The organism is Pantoea sp. OXWO6B1 (genome assembly GCF_001641135.1).
GTDB classification, from domain to species: domain Bacteria; phylum Pseudomonadota; class Gammaproteobacteria; order Enterobacterales; family Enterobacteriaceae; genus Pantoea; species Pantoea allii.
The window spans coordinates 911,817-928,351 of record NZ_LWLR01000001.1 but is presented as its reverse complement, the minus strand read 5'-3'; the positions used below and the strand labels follow the sequence as shown (position 1 = coordinate 928,351).

Below are 16,535 nucleotides of genomic sequence, written 5' to 3'. Positions count from 1 at the left end.
TTTATCCGCCCAATCTCATTTCGGTGAGATTGGCGTCTCTCTTTTTTTTCATTAGCATCCCTAAAAGAACCTATATCCCCTGTGCTTTTATGTTCAGTGCTGGTAATGATATCCAGGCCAACATGCTGTTTTTTTCAGCCCAGGCTGGCCCTGAGAAATTTTTTGCCGATCGCGGAATGATTTCCAACAGCATAAAAAGGTAAAAAAAGCCCAGAATAATCCCAGAAAAATAGTTTATTGCTACTTATCACTTTCTTCAGCAAATACCGCTTGTGGGGTGCTATTGATGCCCATTGTTAAACATTAAATAAAAGCGAAGCGTGGTGAAATCCCGATTTAATTAGGGATAGCTGGAGTAAAAGGGGGTTTTTTATAAGGAATTATCTTAACCAAACGGCCTGGCAGCCTGGTTTTCGGGCGTTAAATTCGCTTCCAGGATACACATCGCCCCCCGATCAATGCCATTTGAAGGTTAATCGTGGTCGCAACCTGGACAAAACTGTCTATTTTTTGCTCAAAATAAGGCTTTGCACGGCGGTAAATGGCCGGGTGAGATCGCATTTTGCCGGGAACAGTGCGTGGCATTTAACTGTTGGGCGCCGATTTTCGCCGTACCAGTGGCCGATTTCGGCATTATTTCGCCAATCCTGAGTGAGGCATTATCTGAAAAAGCGTGAATATCACCCCTGGTAATAATCAATCACAAGCGGTAATTATTATCAGGGATCGATGGCGGTCACCCGGGGTTGAGGTTTAATCCGCATGGCCCCTACCACGCCCAGGATCAGACAAGTAATACCAGCGGAAGTTAAGGCCGGTGGCCAGCTTTGATACCAGACAAAAGTCCATAACAGCCCAAACAAAATTTCAAACACGATGAGCGGCCCCATTAAAACCGTGGGTAAGCGTTGGCTGGCCGCGTTCCAGCATAAGGTCCCGACCCATGAGCAGAGCAGCCCGATAATCAACATTAATGAGACGAACACCTGCGGTCGGGGACCAAATGGCAGGGCAAAGTCGGGCCGTTGCCACGCCAGTTGCGCACTCACCAACGCGTACATCATCAGGGCCAGCGGCAGAGTCACTAATCCCTGGGCTGTCGCCCATGTGGCGGGTTTAAGTTGGGGATGGGTTCGTAACCAGCGCGCATTACGCAGCGGATACCAGGTCCAGCAGATGACTGCCATCACCGCCAGGCCAATCCCCGTCAGATAACGGCGGCCATCAAGCGACGCGCCTTGCGACTGCAACTCTGCTGCATTGACACAGACGAGGCCGGCTCCTGTTACCATCAATGCCGGGATCAGCCGCCGCCAGGACAGCCGTCCTTCAAGATGGCCGTAACACAGGTTAGCGGTGACGGCGATAACGATGGGTAAGGTGCCAATAATCATGGTGGAAACCGGCGCGCCCGTTCGCTGGATAGCATTGGCGAGAAACGCGTAATAAAACAGGTTGCCGATCAGCGACAGCTTCAAGGCTTCCCGCCAGTGAGCGGACGTAAGCTGACGCAGTCGATGACGATCGTGCCAGGCCAGCGGCAGGGCTATCAGCCCAAAAGCCACATAACGTCCCGCCGACTGTAAGGTGCCCGGGTAATCCGGGACCAGGATCGGTCCGACAAAAATCAGCCCCCACATCATGCCCGCGGCAAGGGCAAACAGTATCCCCATCAACATCGTTTTTTCCTGTCTGAGTTTTAACATCAGTGTGACCAAATCAGGCAAGAAAGGCTTGTAGCAAATTGCGCTCAGGCTATCGCGAGATTATCTGTTTCTGATAACGCCCTGGGGTAATGCCATAACGGTTAGCAAAGGCGCGCGTGAGATGCGCCTGGTCGGTCAAGCCCACCGCAGCGGCCACGCTGGCGATCGCCTCGCCCTGCGCCAGCCTCTCTTTGGCTTCATACAGTCGGTACGCCATTAACATTTGCTGAGGTGTCACGTGGAAACGATCGCGGAAAGCCCGTAAAAAATGCCAGGGCGATAATGAGACTAAGGCTGCCAGCGTCTCCAGCCTGACCGGTTCAGCCAGATTCGCACGCAGGTAGTCGCGCACCTTGTCGAAGCGATGCCTGGCTTCCGCTTTGCGGGGAGAGGCCATGCGCGCCAACGGGCGCAGATGAAGCAGCAGTTCTGATAACAAACTGTAACGTGCCAGCGCCGTTTCGGCGTGCCACAACGTCGAGAGAACCTGCGATAACGGTTGTGCCAGGCGGATATCCGTCCTGAGCGCGTCGTTAAACCACCAGCCGCGGTCACCGCTGAGTTCATCCATCAGCTGCGGCTGGATGTAAATCATTTGATAACGCCAGCCCTCTTCGCAGGCCGATTCGCCGGTGTGCAGCTCATCTGGATTCATCATCACCAGCGAATGCGCCGGTGCGGTGTACTGCGTACCACGATAGCGAAAACGTTGCGCGCCCGCCTCAATCGTCCCAATGCCAAACGCTTCATGCGTATGTGGTTCAAATGCGTAACGAGAGATATGTGCCTGATAAAGCTCCACGCCGGGCAGTTCAGGCGATTGCTTAAACTGCGCGCGATCTTTTTCACAGGGGAAAACCGCAGGAATGCCCTCCACGTCACCTCTCCTTTTATATGCGACACCGTCTTTTATATTGCCCGCAAAGCACGACGACAGGCAAAGATTGTCATCCCCGTTTGAATACGCAACACTGCTAACAGGCATCCTGACAAGGAACGATCATGCAGCGTGTAGTAATGGTAGTTGATATGCAAAATGGTGTGTTTGCATCGCCGCGTTTCGATCGCGCAGGGCGAGTCGCCCAGATCAACCGGCTGATCAGACAGGCTGACATTACCCTGTTTATTCAGCATCGCGAAGGAAACATGACGGAAGGCAGCCATGCGTTTGCCCTGTTACCTGATATTGAACAACCCCAGAATGCGCATTACATCACCAAAACCGCGTGCGACAGCTTCTGGCAAACGCCCCTGGCGTCGCTGCTGACCACTTTATCGGTTACCGACTTCGTGATTTGTGGCTGTGCCACCGACTACTGTGTTGATACCACCATTAAAGTGGGCGCGAGTTTAGGTTATCGCATCACCGTGGCAGCCGATGCGCACACCACCGCCGACCGCACTTACGTCAGCGCGGAGCAATTAATTGGTCAGCATAATGAAGTGTGGGCAGGGTTTGGTCTGCCGGGTAACGTGCCGCGCGTCGTCAATACCGAAACCCTGCTGGCTGAATGGCGGTAGCGGCGACCAACCAAAAGGCACCTGAGCCTATACTTTATGCTCTGACTACTCTTAACGGTAAGGCTATGACTTATGACGCATTTTGGAGGCGCCGTGTTCGAATCCTTTTCCTGGATCAATGAACCTGCACAGTGGCGGTATCATGACGGCACGTTGCAGGTCGTCACCGATGAAAAAACGGATTTCTGGCATAAGACCTGGTATGGATTTGAACGTTTTTCCGGGCATATCTTTGCCACGGAAATGCAGGAGGATTTTACTTTCCAGGTCAAAATTTGTGCGGATTTTACCACGCTGTACGATCAGGCCGGACTGATGCTGATGCGCGATGCGCAGCACTGGTTGAAAGCGGGCATTGAATATAATGATGGTGCGCCCGCCATCGGCAGCGTATTGACGCTTGGCCAGTCTGACTGGGCCACGGGCATCTTTCCCGGCGATGCGCGGGCATTCTGGCTCAGATTGACGCGCAAAGGGGACAGCCTGAGACTGCAGTATTCAACCGATGGTCAACGCTGGCCGTTACTGCGTTTGTGCCCTTTCCCGGCGGGCAGCGTTAACGTCGGTGTCATGTGCTGCACACCAGAACGCGCTGGCCTGAGCGTGGCATTTCAGGACCTGTCTTTGACCCCGCCGCTGGATAAGGCCCTGCATGACCTGAGCTGAAGGGAATCGCGTCACGCCAGAACACATGCAGAAAAACAAAAAGCCCCTGTAGGGGCTTTTGCAATACGGCACAACGACGCAATGTCTTAATCAGAACGGAATGTCGTCGTCGAAATCCATTGGTGGTTCATTGTTGTTGCTGGCCGGTGCGCCTGGCTGCTGCTGAGGACGAGACTGCGCGCCGCCACTGAACTGGTTATTGTTCGCCTGCTGCGGCTGTGGCTGCTGAGGCTGGCCCCAACCGTTGTTGCTGCCCTGACCGCCGCCTGCTGCTGGCGCGTTACCGCCCTGCTGACGTCCACCCAACATTTGCATGGTGCCGCCAACGTTCACCACCACTTCCGTGGTGTAACGTTCCTGGCCACCCTGGTCCTGCCACTTACGGGTGCGCAACTGGCCTTCAATATAGACCTGAGAACCTTTACGCAGATATTCGCCGGCAACTTCAGCCAGCTTGCCAAACAGCACGACACGGTGCCATTCGGTGATTTCTTTGTTTTCACCGGTCTGTTTATCACGCCAGCTTTCCGAGGTAGCCAGCGTAATGTTGGCGACAGCGCCACCATTTGGCATGTAACGTACTTCCGGATCCTGACCCAGATTCCCGACAAGAATCACTTTGTTAACGCCACGACTGGCCATGTTGCTGTCTCCCGATGAATTTTTACGTAAACTCTAAACGATCAATTCTAACACGTCCCGCGCCTGGTTTCCCAGTTTAGAGAGGTGTTCCATTTTTAATCATCTCCCTTTAAAAAGCAAAAAACTACTGGATATTTGTTCAGTCTATTTTTTGTGCCATAATGATGCGTTTATTCTGGCCGTGTCGTATGGCGCGGTGAGTGCTGCTAATCCGGGAAAGGTGAATGGATAAGATCGAAGTTCGTGGTGCCCGCACCCATAATTTGAAAAACATCAACCTGACGATTCCTCGCGACAAACTCATTGTGGTTACTGGCCTGTCAGGGTCCGGTAAGTCATCTCTGGCGTTTGATACGCTGTATGCGGAAGGTCAGCGCCGCTATGTGGAGTCGCTCTCTGCTTATGCGCGCCAGTTTCTTTCATTGATGGAGAAACCGGACGTCGATCATATCGAGGGTTTGTCGCCGGCTATCTCCATTGAGCAAAAGTCCACCTCGCATAACCCACGCTCTACAGTGGGAACGATCACTGAGATCCACGATTACCTGCGCCTGCTGTTTGCCCGCGTGGGTGAACCTCGCTGTCCGGATCACGACGTGCCGCTGGCGGCACAAACGGTCAGCCAGATGGTTGACCAGGTTCTTGAGCAGCCTGAAGGCCGTCGTCTGATGCTGCTGGCACCGGTGGTGAAAGATCGTAAAGGTGAACATACCAAAACGCTGGAGAACCTGGCTACGCAGGGCTATATCCGCGCCAGGATCGATGGCGAGGTGTGCGATCTTTCCGATCCACCCAAACTGGAACTGCAGAAAAAACACACCATTGAAGTGGTTATCGATCGCTTCAAAGTGCGCGATGACTTAGCGACGCGCCTTGCCGAGTCGTTCGAAACCACGCTGGAACTGTCTGGTGGTACGGCGATTGTCGCCGATATGGACGATGATGCCGCCGAAGAACTGCTGTTCTCCGCTAACTTTGCCTGCCCGATCTGCGGATACAGCATGAGTGAGCTGGAGCCGCGCCTGTTTTCGTTCAACAACCCTGCCGGTGCCTGCCCAACCTGTGATGGTCTGGGCGTGCAGCAGTATTTTGATCCTGATCGCGTGGTGCAAAATGTGGAGCTGTCGCTGGCCGGCGGCGCAATCCGCGGCTGGGATCGCCGCAATTTTTATTACTTCCAGATGCTGCGCTCGCTGGCTGAGCACCTCAAGTTTGATATCGAAGCGCCCTTTAGCAGCCTGCCGGACAACGTGCGTAACGTCATCCTGTATGGTTCTGGTAAAGAGAGCATTGAGTTTAAATATATCAATGACCGTGGTGATACCTCGGTGCGCCGTCATCCGTTCGAGGGCGTGCTGAACAATATGGAACGCCGTTATAAAGAGACGGAGTCGTCGGCGGTGCGTGAAGAGCTGGCGAAGTTTATCAGCAATCGTGCCTGCACCAGCTGTGAAGGAACGCGTCTGCGGCGTGAAGCGCGCCACGTCTACGTGGAAAATACCACGCTGCCCACCATCTCAGAAATGAGTATTGGGCACGCCATGTCGTTTTTTGAAAACCTGAAGCTGAGTGGTCAGCGGGCTAAAATCGCCGAGAAAGTGCTGAAAGAGATTGGCGATCGCCTGAGCTTTCTGGTCAACGTTGGCCTGAATTACCTGTCGATGTCGCGCTCCGCTGAAACCCTCTCGGGCGGTGAAGCACAACGTATTCGCCTGGCCAGTCAGATCGGTGCTGGCCTGGTCGGTGTCATGTATGTGCTGGATGAGCCTTCCATCGGCCTGCATCAGCGTGATAACGAGCGCCTGCTTGGTACGCTGATTCACCTGCGCGATCTGGGCAACACGGTGATTGTGGTGGAGCATGATGAGGATGCGATTCGTGCCGCCGACCACGTGATTGATATCGGTCCCGGCGCAGGGGTACACGGTGGATCGATTGTCGCGGAAGGGACCGTCGACCAGATCATGGCCGAAGAAGCCTCCCTGACCGGGCAGTTCCTCAGTGGAAAACGCGAAATCGCCTTGCCAAAAGCGCGGGTGAAAGGCGATCCGTCTAAGGTGCTGAAAATCACCGGCGCACGGGGCAACAACCTTAAGGATGTGACGTTAACGCTGCCTGTTGGCCTGTTTACCTGCATCACCGGTGTCTCCGGTTCAGGGAAGTCGACGCTCATCAACGATACGCTGTTCCCGATTGCACAGCGCGCCCTGAATGGCGCGACGATTGCCGAACCGGCCCCCTACCGCGAGGTGGTCGGACTGGAGCATTTCGATAAAGTTATCGATATCGATCAGAGCCCTATTGGCCGAACGCCGCGCTCAAACCCGGCAACCTATACCGGTATTTTTACGCCGGTACGTGAGCTGTTTGCCGGCGTCCCGGAGTCCCGTTCACGCGGTTACAATCCTGGCCGGTTCAGCTTTAACGTCCGTGGCGGACGCTGTGAAGCCTGTCAGGGTGATGGCGTACTGAAAGTTGAGATGCACTTTTTGCCGGACATCTATGTGCCGTGCGATCAGTGCAAAGGCAAACGCTATAACCGTGAAACGCTGGAGATTAAATACAAAGGCAAAAGCATTCACGAAGTGCTGGAAATGACCATCGAAGAGGCACGCGAGTTCTTTGATGCCGTACCGGCGCTGGCGCGTAAGCTGCAAACGCTGATGGACGTGGGTTTGTCCTATATCCGCCTGGGTCAGTCGGCAACGACACTCTCCGGCGGTGAAGCCCAGCGTGTGAAACTGGCGCGTGAGCTGTCAAAACGCGGTACCGGTCAAACCCTGTATATTCTGGATGAGCCGACCACCGGGTTACACTTTGCTGATATCCAGCAGTTGCTGGAAGTGCTGCATCAGCTGCGCGATCAAGGCAACACCATTGTGGTGATTGAGCACAATCTGGACGTGATTAAAACGGCGGACTGGATTGTCGACCTGGGGCCAGAAGGCGGCAGCGGCGGCGGTGAAATCCTGGTGTCGGGTACGCCGGAAACGGTGGCGGAGTGCGAGAAATCCCATACCGCGCGTTTCCTCAAACCCTTGTTGAAAAAATAAATTGTCACGCCCGCCTCTGGCGGGCTTTTTTTCAGAACTGCTCTGTTTAACCGGATAAATGCAGAATCAGGCAAGATTCAGACACGTATAGGCATATACGCTTTTCGATCCCCTGACTATCCTTAATCCGTTCCTCTTTGGTACGCCCCTGGCGTCACCTTCTTGCTGCGCGCTTTATGCTGCGGCGTTGATTCAAAAATCACGACACACCTTAACTGGAGACTCCATGAACATTACCCATGCGTATGCTGCTCAGGATGCAAAATCCAAACTGGCACCGTTTGATTTCAAACCGCGTGAGCTTCGTGCTCATGACGTACAGCTTGAAGTGCTGTTCTGTGGCGTTTGTCACTCTGACTTACATCAGGCGCGCAATGAGTGGAAAAACACGATTTTCCCTGTGGTACCTGGGCACGAAATTGTCGGTCGCGTTACCGCTGTTGGCCCGGATACGCAAAAATACAAAGTGGGCGATCTGGTCGGCGTCGGCTGTATGGTGGATTCCTGCCGTAGCTGTCCAAGCTGCCAGGAAGGGCTGGAACAATACTGTGAAAACGGTTTTGTCGGCACCTACAACGGTGAAGATCGCGTAACAGGTGCCATTACCTATGGCGGTTACTCGACCTCGATGGTAGTGGATGAAAGCTTTGTGCTGCGTATTCCCGAAAACCTTGAGCTGGCAGGCGTTGCACCGCTGCTGTGTGCCGGTATCACTACCTATTCACCGCTGCGTCACTGGAACGTCGGTCCGGGTAAAAAAGTCGGTATCGTCGGCCTGGGCGGTCTGGGTCACATGGGCGTGAAAATTGCACATGCGATGGGCGCGCATGTGGTGTTGTTTACCACCTCACCGTCAAAAATCGAAGATGGTAAACGCCTGGGTGCGGACGAAGTCGTAATCTCTAAAGATGCCGACCAGATGGCCCAGCATACCAACAGCTTTGACTTCATCCTGAACACCGTCGCAGCCCAGCACGATCTTAACCCTTTTATCACCCTGCTGAAGCGTGACGGCAATATGACCCTGGTGGGCGCGCCTGAGCATGATCACCCGGCACCGCAGGTGTTTAACCTGATCTTTAAACGTCGCAGTGTTGCCGGTTCGCTGATCGGCGGCATCGCTGAAACCCAGGAAATGCTGGATTTCTGTGGCGAGCATGGCATTACCTCAGATATCGAGCTGATTGCTATGGATCAGATTAACGATGCCTACGAACGTATGCTGAAAAGCGATGTAAAATACCGCTTTGTTATTGATATCAATACGCTGCGTAACGAATCTGCGGCATAACGCTGCCGTTCGCCCTCTCCCGCCTCGGGGGAGGGACCTTATCGTCCGGCGTCAGCCTGCTGAAAAGAGGCATCCACCAGATAGTAGATTTGCGAATCTTTTAGCGTGCCATCCAGAAACAGCGTGTTCCAGTGGGATTTATTCAGGTGTTCACTGGGGAACACATCGCTGTGCTCATCCCGCATCAGTTCAGCCAGCGCAGGCGTGGATTTTAACGACACCGCCGGTCGACCTTTCACTTCATGAACCATGGCAAACAGCACGCCGTTGCTCTTAATCTGTGTGGCCTTCCAGTCGCTGTGAACGCTTTGCTCAGCGCCAGGTTTGCTCATGCAATAGGTCAGTAACTCTGAGTTATTCATCATCATTCCCCTTGTAGGGTGGCAACGATACGTCGGGCACCACCGTGAATGCGATGCTCACCCAACCAAATACCCTGCCAGGTTCCCAATACCAGCTGGCCACGCTGCACAGGCAACGTCAACGATACGCCAAGACTGGACGACTTAATGTGCGCGGGCATATCGTCACGGCCTTCATAATCATGTTGATAAGGTGCGTCTTCCGGGACATGACGCATAAAGTGCTGTTCCATATCACGTCGTACCGTCGGATCGCAGTTTTCATTCAGCGTCAGTGAGGCTGAAGTGTGTTGCAACAGCAAATGCACCAGTCCGATCCTGATATCACGTAAACCTGTCAGCTGTTGCACGATTTCGTCAGTGACCAGATGAAAACCGCGTGATTTCGCGCTTAAGGTCAAGGTTTGTTGATGCCACATACATTTTTTTCCTGAATCTGTCAGACCATTTAAGTGTGCAGAATGTGGCGCAAAGGTAAACCCGAACCGTAAAAATAAAAAAGCCGCCAGACAATGCTGGCGGCCAGAACCTGCGACGGCTGAGAATTACATTACCGCAGCAAAGGCTTCTGCTACCTGATGGACATTTTTACTGTTGAGGCCCGCCACGCACATACGACCGCTGCCAACCAGATAAACGCCAAACTCTTCTCGCAGGCGATCCACCTGCTGCGCGCTCAGGCCGGTGTAGCTGAACATCCCGCGCTGCTTTAACAGATAGTCAACGCTTTTACCCGGCAACGCCGTACTCATCACCTGTACCAGCGCCTGACGCATGTCGATAATACGCAGGCGCATCGCTTCCACTTCTGCCAGCCAGTTCGCCTTTAGGGCAGGATCGTTTAACACGCGTGCCACCACCTGCGCGCCGAAATTCGGCGGGCTGGAATAGTTACGACGCACGGTCGCTTTTAACTGGCCCAGAACACGGCTGGACTCTTCAGCGCTGTCGCACACGATGGAAAGTCCACCGACGCGCTCGCCATAGAGCGAGAAAATTTTTGAGAATGAATTGCTGACCAGCGCAGGCAAGCCCGCCGCGGCAACCGCACGCATCGCGTAAGCATCTTCTTCCATACCTGCACCAAAGCCCTGATAGGCGATGTCGAGAAACGGAATCAGTTCCTGTGCTTTCAGCACCGCGACGGTTTCGTCCCACTGCGCATTCGTCAGGTCAGCACCGGTCGGGTTATGACAGCACGGATGCAGCAGCACGATGCTCTGGCTGGGCAATGTTTTCAGCTTGCTGAGGAAAGCGTCAAACCGCACGCCGTTGCTTTCCGGGTCATACCAGGGATAGGTATTTACCTCGAAACCTGCGCCGCTAAAAATGGCGACATGGTTTTCCCAGGTCGGATCGCTGACCCAAACGTTTGACTGTGGAAAATAGCGCTTGAGGAAATCCGCACCCACTTTGAGCGCACCCGAACCGCCTAATGTCTGGATGGATGCAACATGGCCCGCTTTCAGTACCGGATGCCCGGCCCCAAACAACAAGGGCGCAATCGCGTTGCGGTAGCTGCTTAACCCTTCCATCGGAAGATAGAGAGAAGCCTGCTGCGGCTCGGCACGCAACTGTTCTTCAGCATCGGCAACGGCCTGTAGCTGAGGAATGATGCCTTGCTCATTGTAATAAAGCCCAATACTCAGGTTCACTTTATGCTCGCGCGGGTCCTGTTTAAAGGCTTCCATCAGCGACAAAATAGGGTCGCCAGCATAGGCATCAACGTTTTGGAACACGGTGCAGATCTCCATGGTTGGTCTTGAAATAAAAAGGGCCACTAAACCCTGTAACGCCCGGGACGATGGTTCATTGCGATAATCAAATTAAGCACCACTGCGCCGGCGACAGACGCAAGCAACATCGGCAGGCTGACGACAAACAGCGACGCCAGCACCACACAGGTATCCACTGCCATTTGCAGTTTACCGGCGCGAATGCCGAAACGGTCCTGTAACCAGAGCGCCAGAATATTGATTCCACCCAGGCTGGCTTTGTGACGAAACAACACTATAAACCCAATGCCCATGATGACGTTACCGAACAATGCCGCATAAAAAGGATTCAGCGTGGAAAAATGCATAAATAACGGGTGCAGGTGGGTAAAAAGTGACACCAGGCCCACGGCACTGAAGGTTTTCAGGGTAAATTCCCAGCCCATACGCTTTACGGCCAGCCAGTAAAACGGGATGTTAATCAGAAAGAAGGCACTGCCAAAAGAGACGGGCGACAGGTAGCTGATTAAAAATGCGATGCCTGCCGTACTGCCGGTCAGGGCACCCGCCTGCTTCAGCATGATCACGCCAAACGAGACCATTAAGGTGCCGAGCAGAATAGCCAGCGCGTCTTCAAGACGAGAATGGGGAATATCAACGGGTTGTACAAGGTTATCCATAATACTTTCTCAGTGCGAAGGAATGACGCACTGATGCAATAACTACGCCAGCCTTAGTGTGCGGAAAACGCGGTTGTCTTCATCCGCCTGTGTCATCGGCTCTGACAGGGCGAATCGTGCATAGTCGATTTATGTGGCGCACAAAAAACGCATAGATTGACGATTCATCGCACCACATTTGCACATCATGCGCTTTTTTGGCGCACAGCGGGCTCAGCACTCATCATCAGACCATTCTCTTTAAGCCTGCCCAGCACAACCGACGTTTTAACATGGGAAACGCTTTGGTGCCCGGCTAACAGCTGGCTGATTAACGCACTGAGTGAGGCTAAATCGGCCACCGCCACTTTTAGCAGGTAGTCGGCATCCCCGGTGGTTTTATAAGCATCAACAATGGCCTCTTCCTGCGCCACCATCTGATGAAAACTCTCGACATACTCAGCGGTGTGGTTGATAAGACGCACTTCGATCAACCCGACCATGCCAAGACCTACCGCGTCCGGCGACAGGCGGGCGTGATAGCCAAGAATCAGGTTTGCCTGTTCAAGATTGATACGACGACGTGAGCATTGCGACGCAGAAAGACCCACTAAATCACTGAGTTCCTGATTGGTAAGGCGGCCGTTGGATTGTAACAGAGTGAGGATTTTTAGATCGTAATCGTCTACATGAGTCATGCTGTTTCCATCGCGTAGGAGTGTCGCTTTGCTACAGATAACCCGATTATCTGCGGGATTGTCCAACACTATTTCGTACGGTGGTAAGCGACATGCACAGATCGTGCATGTCGGCGCATAACAGGATTACTCGTCGTCGTATTGCGGTCCGGCGTAGTTATCGAAACGTGACCACTGACCGTTAAAGGTGAGGCGCACGGTTCCGATGGGGCCGTTACGCTGCTTGCCCAGAATGATCTCGGCAATCCCTTTAAGATCGCTGTTTTCGTGATAAACCTCATCGCGATAAATAAACATGATCAAGTCAGCATCCTGCTCGATCGACCCGGATTCACGCAGATCCGAGTTCACCGGGCGTTTATCGGCACGTTGTTCCAGAGAGCGGTTCAACTGGGACAGGGCCACCACAGGCACATTCAGCTCTTTTGCCAGCGCTTTTAACGAACGGGAAATCTCCGCGATCTCCAGGGTACGGTTATCCGACAAGGCAGGTACGCGCATCAACTGCAGGTAGTCGATCATGATCATGCTCAGTCCACCGTTTTCACGGTAGATACGCCGCGCGCGAGAACGCACTTCGGTCGGCGTCAGGCCAGAAGAATCATCGATATACATATTCTTCTTTTCCAGCAAGATCCCCATCGTTCCCGAAATGCGCGCCCAGTCTTCATCGTCGAGCTGGCCGGTACGAATGCGCGTCTGATCGACCCGCGACAACGAGGCCAGCATACGCATCATGATCTGTTCGCTGGGCATCTCCAGGCTGAAAATCAGCACCGGTTTGTCCTGTAGCATGGCGGCGTTTTCGCACAGGTTCATGGCAAAGGTGGTTTTACCCATCGACGGACGGGCGGCCACAATAATCAGGTCTGATCGCTGCAGACCCGCCGTTTTCTTATTCAGGTCCTGGTAACCGGTATCCACCCCGGTAACACCATCATGCGGCGTCTGATACAGCGATTCGATGCGTGAAACGGTGGCTTCAAGAATCTGCTCAATATTCTTTGGACCATCATCTTTATTCGCCCGCGCCTCAGCAATCTTGAATACGTTCGACTCGGCAAAATCCAGCAGATCTTCACTGCTGCGTCCCTGGGGATCGTAACCGGCATCGGCAATTTGATTTGCCACGGCGATCATTTCACGTACTACTGCGCGTTCGCGTACGATATCCGCATAGGCACCAATGTTCGCAGCACTGGGCGTATTTTTTGCCAGTTCTGCCAGGTAAGCGAAGCCGCCTGCCATGTCCAGTTCGCCGCGCGTTTCGAGCGATTCAGACAGGGTGATCAGGTCTATCGGCTTGCTGTTTTCCAGCAGACGCTGCATCTCGGAAAAGATCAGACGGTGCGAGCGATTGAAAAAATCATTAGCCACGACGCGTTCGGACACGTTGTCCCAGCGCTCGTTATCCAGCATTAACCCACCCAGCACCGACTGTTCCGCTTCCAGCGAATGCGGGGGCATTTTCACGCCTTCCAACTGGCGATCCTGCGTTTCGTTCGATTTGTTGGTGGGTTTATTTCCTGCCATAGTGAATGCATTACCGATCTTCTGTGGGGACGCGCAAGTATACCTCAGTTAAGGGGCGCGCCTCACCCTCATGATGAAACAATCACAGGAGTAAGAATGGCAAAGCGTATTCAGTTCAACGCACACGGCGGTCCCGAGGTTTTAAGCTGGGTCGATTTTGAGCTTGCCGATCCCACTGAGCATGAAATCCAGGTAGAAAATCGAGCGATTGGCATCAACTATATTGATACCTACATTCGCAGCGGGCTTTATCCAGCCAGTCATTTCCCGTCAGGCCTGGGCACCGAGGCGGCTGGCGTGGTGACGCGTGTCGGCTCGGCTGTGACACGGTTTAAGCCCGGCGATCGCGTTGTGTATTGCCAGGCGGCACTGGGTGCTTACAGTGAACAGCATAATGTGGCGGAAGAGCGCCTGATGCTGTTACCGGATGCCATTAGCTTTGAGCAGGCGGCCGCCAGTTTCCTGAAAGGGCTGACTACTCAGTATCTGCTACGTCAGACCTACAAGGTGAAACCAGATGAAATCTTCCTGTTTCATGCGGCTGCCGGTGGTGTCGGGCTGATTGCCTGTCAGTGGGCGAAAGCGCTAGGCGCGCACCTGATTGGTACCGTCGGCTCCCCCGAAAAAGCGACGCTGGCAAAAAATGCTGGCGCCTGGGCCACGATTAATTATCAGCAAGACGATATTGCTCAGCGCGTCATGGAACTGACCGGGGGCGAAAAGGTTGGCGTGGTCTATGACTCGGTAGGTAAAGCCACCTGGGAAGCCTCGCTGGACTGTCTGCGTCGTCAGGGGCTGATGGTGAGTTTTGGTAATGCTTCGGGGCCGGTGACCAATATCGATCTCAGTATTTTGAACAAGAAAGGATCGCTATTCGTTACCCGACCTTCCCTGTTCGGATACATCACCAATCGTCAGGAACTGGAAACGGCCAGTGCCGAGCTGTTTTCATTGCTGGCCAGTGGCGCGATTAAGGTCGATGTGCCTGAGCAGCAAAAATTTGCCCTTAAAGAGGCCAGTAAAGCGCATCAGGCTCTGGAGAGCCGGGCCACGCATGGCTCCAGCCTGTTAATTCCCTGAAATAAAAAGGGCTTCCCGCAGGAAGCCCTTTTTTTTATTTTTCATTCGCACTGATGTAGGGTCAGAAGCGATGAATATGTTATGAAACAACGCGACTTATCCTGACAGAAAACATAAGTAAAAAGTATGGCCACCGGCCATTATCTTACCGGCAATGTCACACCCTGTGATCCCGGACACATTTAGTACCAGCCGTCTTTTTCCAGCCGACTGAAGCGGCGTTTAAGCCTGTTGCGTCGGCGCGTCTCTTCGTCTGTAAAAAAGCGGCGATAAAGCCATACCGCTGCCACCGCCAGGATTAACCAAGGCAGAACCTTCACGATCAGCGCCAACATGCCACCTACAAACATCACCACCGTGGCGACGATCAGGGCAGCAATCACGCCTAACAGGGACACGCCGGTCAGTAACAGCATCAGGAAAAAACCCAACACAAAAAGAATATCCATTTTGGAGCTCCTCGTTATCAATACACTGACTATTACAAGAAACGCGCCAAAGGTTAACCTTTTGATTTTAATAGAAATAGCAAAAAAAACGAAACCCACAATTGATGAAATTAACCAACTAATGGTGTTAAAAAAACCAGCCGGATGGCTGGTTTTGCAGGATTATGCTTCCTGAGGAATTTTGTCGGCGACCAGGGCTAGCGCCGCCTCCAGTACACGGACATCGGCACCGGGCTTGTGGGCGTTTTCACTGAGGTGACGTCGCCACTGACGTGCGCCAGGAATCCCCTGGAACAGGCCCAACATATGGCGCGTAACATGGCCAAGGTAAGTCCCTTTGGTGAGTTCCGCTTCAATATAAGGATACATAGCCCGCACCACCGCGACCGGATCGACCGCAGGGCGATCGCGGCCAAATAACTCATGATCCACCTGCGCCAGGATTCCGGGGTTTTGATAGGCTTCACGGCCCATCATCACGCCGTCCAGATGCTGAAGGTGCATTTTTGCCTCTTCCAGCGTTTTCACGCCACCGTTGATCGCAATCGTCAACTGCGGGAAATCGCGCTTTAACTGGTAAACCCGCGGATAATCCAGCGGCGGGATCTCACGGTTCTCTTTCGGGCTGAGGCCAGAAAGCCAGGCTTTGCGGGCATGGATAATAAAGGTGTCACAGCCACCGCGCTCTGCCACGGTGCCGATAAAGTCGGTAAGGAAAGCATAGCTGTCCTGATCGTCAATGCCGATACGGGTTTTAACCGTTACCGGGATATCCACCACATCGCGCATCGCGTTGATACCCTCTGCCACCAGGCCTGCTTCCGCCATCAGGCAGGCCCCAAAGCGACCATTCTGTACCCGATCTGACGGGCAACCCACATTGAGGTTCACTTCATCGTAGCCGCGCTGTTCCGCCAGCGCCGCACACTGTGCCAGGGCGGCGGGATCGCTTCCGCCCAGTTGCAACGCGACCGGATGTTCCTGTTCGCTGTATGCCAGATAATCGCCTTTGCCGTGAATGATTGCGCCCGTCGTTACCATTTCGGTATACAGCAGCGTGTCCGCAGTGAGTTGACGATGAAAGTAGCGACAGTGACGATCGGTCCAGTCGAGCATGGGGGCAACAGAAAAGCGTTGGGATGAAAAAGTATCGGTCATGA

General features: G+C 53.6%; 16 protein-coding genes. 5 read left to right on the top strand and 11 right to left on the bottom strand.

All coding sequences use genetic code 11. From position 1 onward, the window contains the following. Positions 1-719: 719 nt before the first annotated feature. A complete protein-coding gene (locus tag A6A26_RS06615) occupies positions 720-1,679 on the bottom strand; it encodes a DMT family transporter (RefSeq protein ID WP_063878002.1) in 960 nt (319 codons plus the stop codon). 76 nt (positions 1,680-1,755) lie between these two features. Further along, positions 1,756-2,583 (bottom strand): AraC family transcriptional regulator, encoded by an 828-nt coding sequence (locus tag A6A26_RS06610; RefSeq protein WP_063878001.1) that lies wholly within the window; start codon positions 2,581-2,583, stop codon positions 1,756-1,758. 125 nt (positions 2,584-2,708) lie between these two features. Between A6A26_RS06610 and A6A26_RS06605 the strand changes: the two genes are divergently transcribed. Next, positions 2,709-3,227: an isochorismatase family protein gene (locus tag A6A26_RS06605; protein ID WP_063878000.1), complete on the top strand. Its 519-nt coding sequence runs from the start codon at positions 2,709-2,711 to the stop codon at positions 3,225-3,227. Positions 3,228-3,299: 72 nt separating this feature from the next. Beyond that, positions 3,300-3,893, top strand: a complete 594-nt coding sequence (locus A6A26_RS06600; RefSeq protein ID WP_063877999.1) for a DUF1349 domain-containing protein — start codon at positions 3,300-3,302, stop codon at positions 3,891-3,893. Positions 3,894-3,983: 90 nt separating this feature from the next. On the opposite strand, the gene ssb1 is transcribed toward A6A26_RS06600, so the two are convergent. Next, positions 3,984-4,535: a single-stranded DNA-binding protein SSB1 gene (gene ssb1, locus A6A26_RS06595; protein WP_063877998.1), complete on the bottom strand. Its 552-nt coding sequence runs from the start codon at positions 4,533-4,535 to the stop codon at positions 3,984-3,986. A 224-nt stretch (positions 4,536-4,759) separates the two neighbouring features. Between ssb1 and uvrA the strand changes: the two genes are divergently transcribed. Both uvrA and A6A26_RS06585 read left to right on the top strand, forming a co-directional pair. After that, positions 4,760-7,588, top strand: a complete 2,829-nt coding sequence (uvrA, locus tag A6A26_RS06590) for an excinuclease ABC subunit UvrA (protein WP_063877997.1) — start codon at positions 4,760-4,762, stop codon at positions 7,586-7,588. A 226-nt stretch (positions 7,589-7,814) separates the two neighbouring features. After that, entirely contained in the window at positions 7,815-8,879 is a 1,065-nt protein-coding gene (locus A6A26_RS06585; RefSeq protein ID WP_063877996.1) for an NAD(P)-dependent alcohol dehydrogenase, read from the top strand. A 38-nt stretch (positions 8,880-8,917) separates the two neighbouring features. Here the strand turns inward: A6A26_RS06585 and A6A26_RS06580 are convergent, their stop codons facing one another. The 6 genes from A6A26_RS06580 to dnaB all read right to left on the bottom strand — a co-directional run bounded on the left by A6A26_RS06580 (position 8,918) and on the right by dnaB (position 13,846). After that, positions 8,918-9,241 (bottom strand): MmcQ/YjbR family DNA-binding protein, encoded by a 324-nt coding sequence (locus A6A26_RS06580; protein ID WP_063877995.1) that lies wholly within the window; start codon positions 9,239-9,241, stop codon positions 8,918-8,920. A gap of 2 nt (positions 9,242-9,243) precedes the next feature. Continuing rightward, complete coding sequence (locus tag A6A26_RS06575) at positions 9,244-9,660, bottom strand: secondary thiamine-phosphate synthase enzyme YjbQ (protein WP_063877994.1); 417 nt, start codon at positions 9,658-9,660, stop codon at positions 9,244-9,246. A gap of 126 nt (positions 9,661-9,786) precedes the next feature. Continuing rightward, on the bottom strand, positions 9,787-10,980 hold the full coding sequence (locus tag A6A26_RS06570) for an amino acid aminotransferase (protein WP_156506645.1): 1,194 nt from the start codon (positions 10,978-10,980) through the stop codon (positions 9,787-9,789). Positions 10,981-11,021: 41 nt separating this feature from the next. Then, positions 11,022-11,636 carry a YitT family protein gene (locus A6A26_RS06565; RefSeq protein ID WP_063877992.1) on the bottom strand — a complete coding sequence of 205 codons (615 nt, stop codon included), beginning with the start codon at positions 11,634-11,636 and terminating at the stop codon, positions 11,022-11,024. Between the two features lie 185 nt (positions 11,637-11,821). After that, positions 11,822-12,313, bottom strand: a complete 492-nt coding sequence (locus A6A26_RS06560; protein ID WP_063877991.1) for an Lrp/AsnC family transcriptional regulator — start codon at positions 12,311-12,313, stop codon at positions 11,822-11,824. A 126-nt stretch (positions 12,314-12,439) separates the two neighbouring features. Beyond that, positions 12,440-13,846 (bottom strand): replicative DNA helicase, encoded by a 1,407-nt coding sequence (gene dnaB, locus A6A26_RS06555; RefSeq protein WP_063877990.1) that lies wholly within the window; start codon positions 13,844-13,846, stop codon positions 12,440-12,442. A 96-nt stretch (positions 13,847-13,942) separates the two neighbouring features. Between dnaB and A6A26_RS06550 the strand changes: the two genes are divergently transcribed. Then, on the top strand, positions 13,943-14,926 hold the full coding sequence (locus tag A6A26_RS06550) for a quinone oxidoreductase (protein ID WP_063877989.1): 984 nt from the start codon (positions 13,943-13,945) through the stop codon (positions 14,924-14,926). 182 nt (positions 14,927-15,108) lie between these two features. On the opposite strand, the gene pspG is transcribed toward A6A26_RS06550, so the two are convergent. Together pspG and dusA are read right to left on the bottom strand one after the other, a co-directional pair. Further along, positions 15,109-15,375, bottom strand: a complete 267-nt coding sequence (pspG, locus tag A6A26_RS06545) for an envelope stress response protein PspG (protein ID WP_063877988.1) — start codon at positions 15,373-15,375, stop codon at positions 15,109-15,111. A gap of 162 nt (positions 15,376-15,537) precedes the next feature. Beyond that, on the bottom strand, positions 15,538-16,533 hold the full coding sequence (dusA, locus tag A6A26_RS06540; RefSeq protein ID WP_063877987.1) for a tRNA dihydrouridine(20/20a) synthase DusA: 996 nt from the start codon (positions 16,531-16,533) through the stop codon (positions 15,538-15,540). Between the last annotated feature and the right edge of the window lie 2 nt (positions 16,534-16,535).

What these genes read in the sequence shown, in the direction of transcription:
- A6A26_RS06615 (WP_063878002.1), bottom strand. Translation starts at nt 1,679, where the DNA reads ATGTTGATGGGGATACTGTTTGCCCTTGCCGCGGGCATGATGTGGGGG.
- A6A26_RS06605 (WP_063878000.1), top strand. Translation starts at nt 2,709, where the DNA reads ATGCAGCGTGTAGTAATGGTAGTTGATATGCAAAATGGTGTGTTTGCA.
- A6A26_RS06600 (WP_063877999.1), top strand. Translation starts at nt 3,300, where the DNA reads ATGACGCATTTTGGAGGCGCCGTGTTCGAATCCTTTTCCTGGATCAAT.
- ssb1 (WP_063877998.1), bottom strand. Translation starts at nt 4,535, where the DNA reads ATGGCCAGTCGTGGCGTTAACAAAGTGATTCTTGTCGGGAATCTGGGT.
- uvrA (WP_063877997.1), top strand. Translation starts at nt 4,760, where the DNA reads ATGGATAAGATCGAAGTTCGTGGTGCCCGCACCCATAATTTGAAAAAC.
- A6A26_RS06585 (WP_063877996.1), top strand. Translation starts at nt 7,815, where the DNA reads ATGAACATTACCCATGCGTATGCTGCTCAGGATGCAAAATCCAAACTG.
- A6A26_RS06580 (WP_063877995.1), bottom strand. Translation starts at nt 9,241, where the DNA reads ATGAATAACTCAGAGTTACTGACCTATTGCATGAGCAAACCTGGCGCT.
- A6A26_RS06575 (WP_063877994.1), bottom strand. Translation starts at nt 9,660, where the DNA reads ATGTGGCATCAACAAACCTTGACCTTAAGCGCGAAATCACGCGGTTTT.
- A6A26_RS06565 (WP_063877992.1), bottom strand. Translation starts at nt 11,636, where the DNA reads ATGGATAACCTTGTACAACCCGTTGATATTCCCCATTCTCGTCTTGAA.
- A6A26_RS06560 (WP_063877991.1), bottom strand. Translation starts at nt 12,313, where the DNA reads ATGACTCATGTAGACGATTACGATCTAAAAATCCTCACTCTGTTACAA.
- dnaB (WP_063877990.1), bottom strand. Translation starts at nt 13,846, where the DNA reads ATGGCAGGAAATAAACCCACCAACAAATCGAACGAAACGCAGGATCGC.
- A6A26_RS06550 (WP_063877989.1), top strand. Translation starts at nt 13,943, where the DNA reads ATGGCAAAGCGTATTCAGTTCAACGCACACGGCGGTCCCGAGGTTTTA.
- pspG (WP_063877988.1), bottom strand. Translation starts at nt 15,375, where the DNA reads ATGGATATTCTTTTTGTGTTGGGTTTTTTCCTGATGCTGTTACTGACC.
- dusA (WP_063877987.1), bottom strand. Translation starts at nt 16,533, where the DNA reads ATGACCGATACTTTTTCATCCCAACGCTTTTCTGTTGCCCCCATGCTC.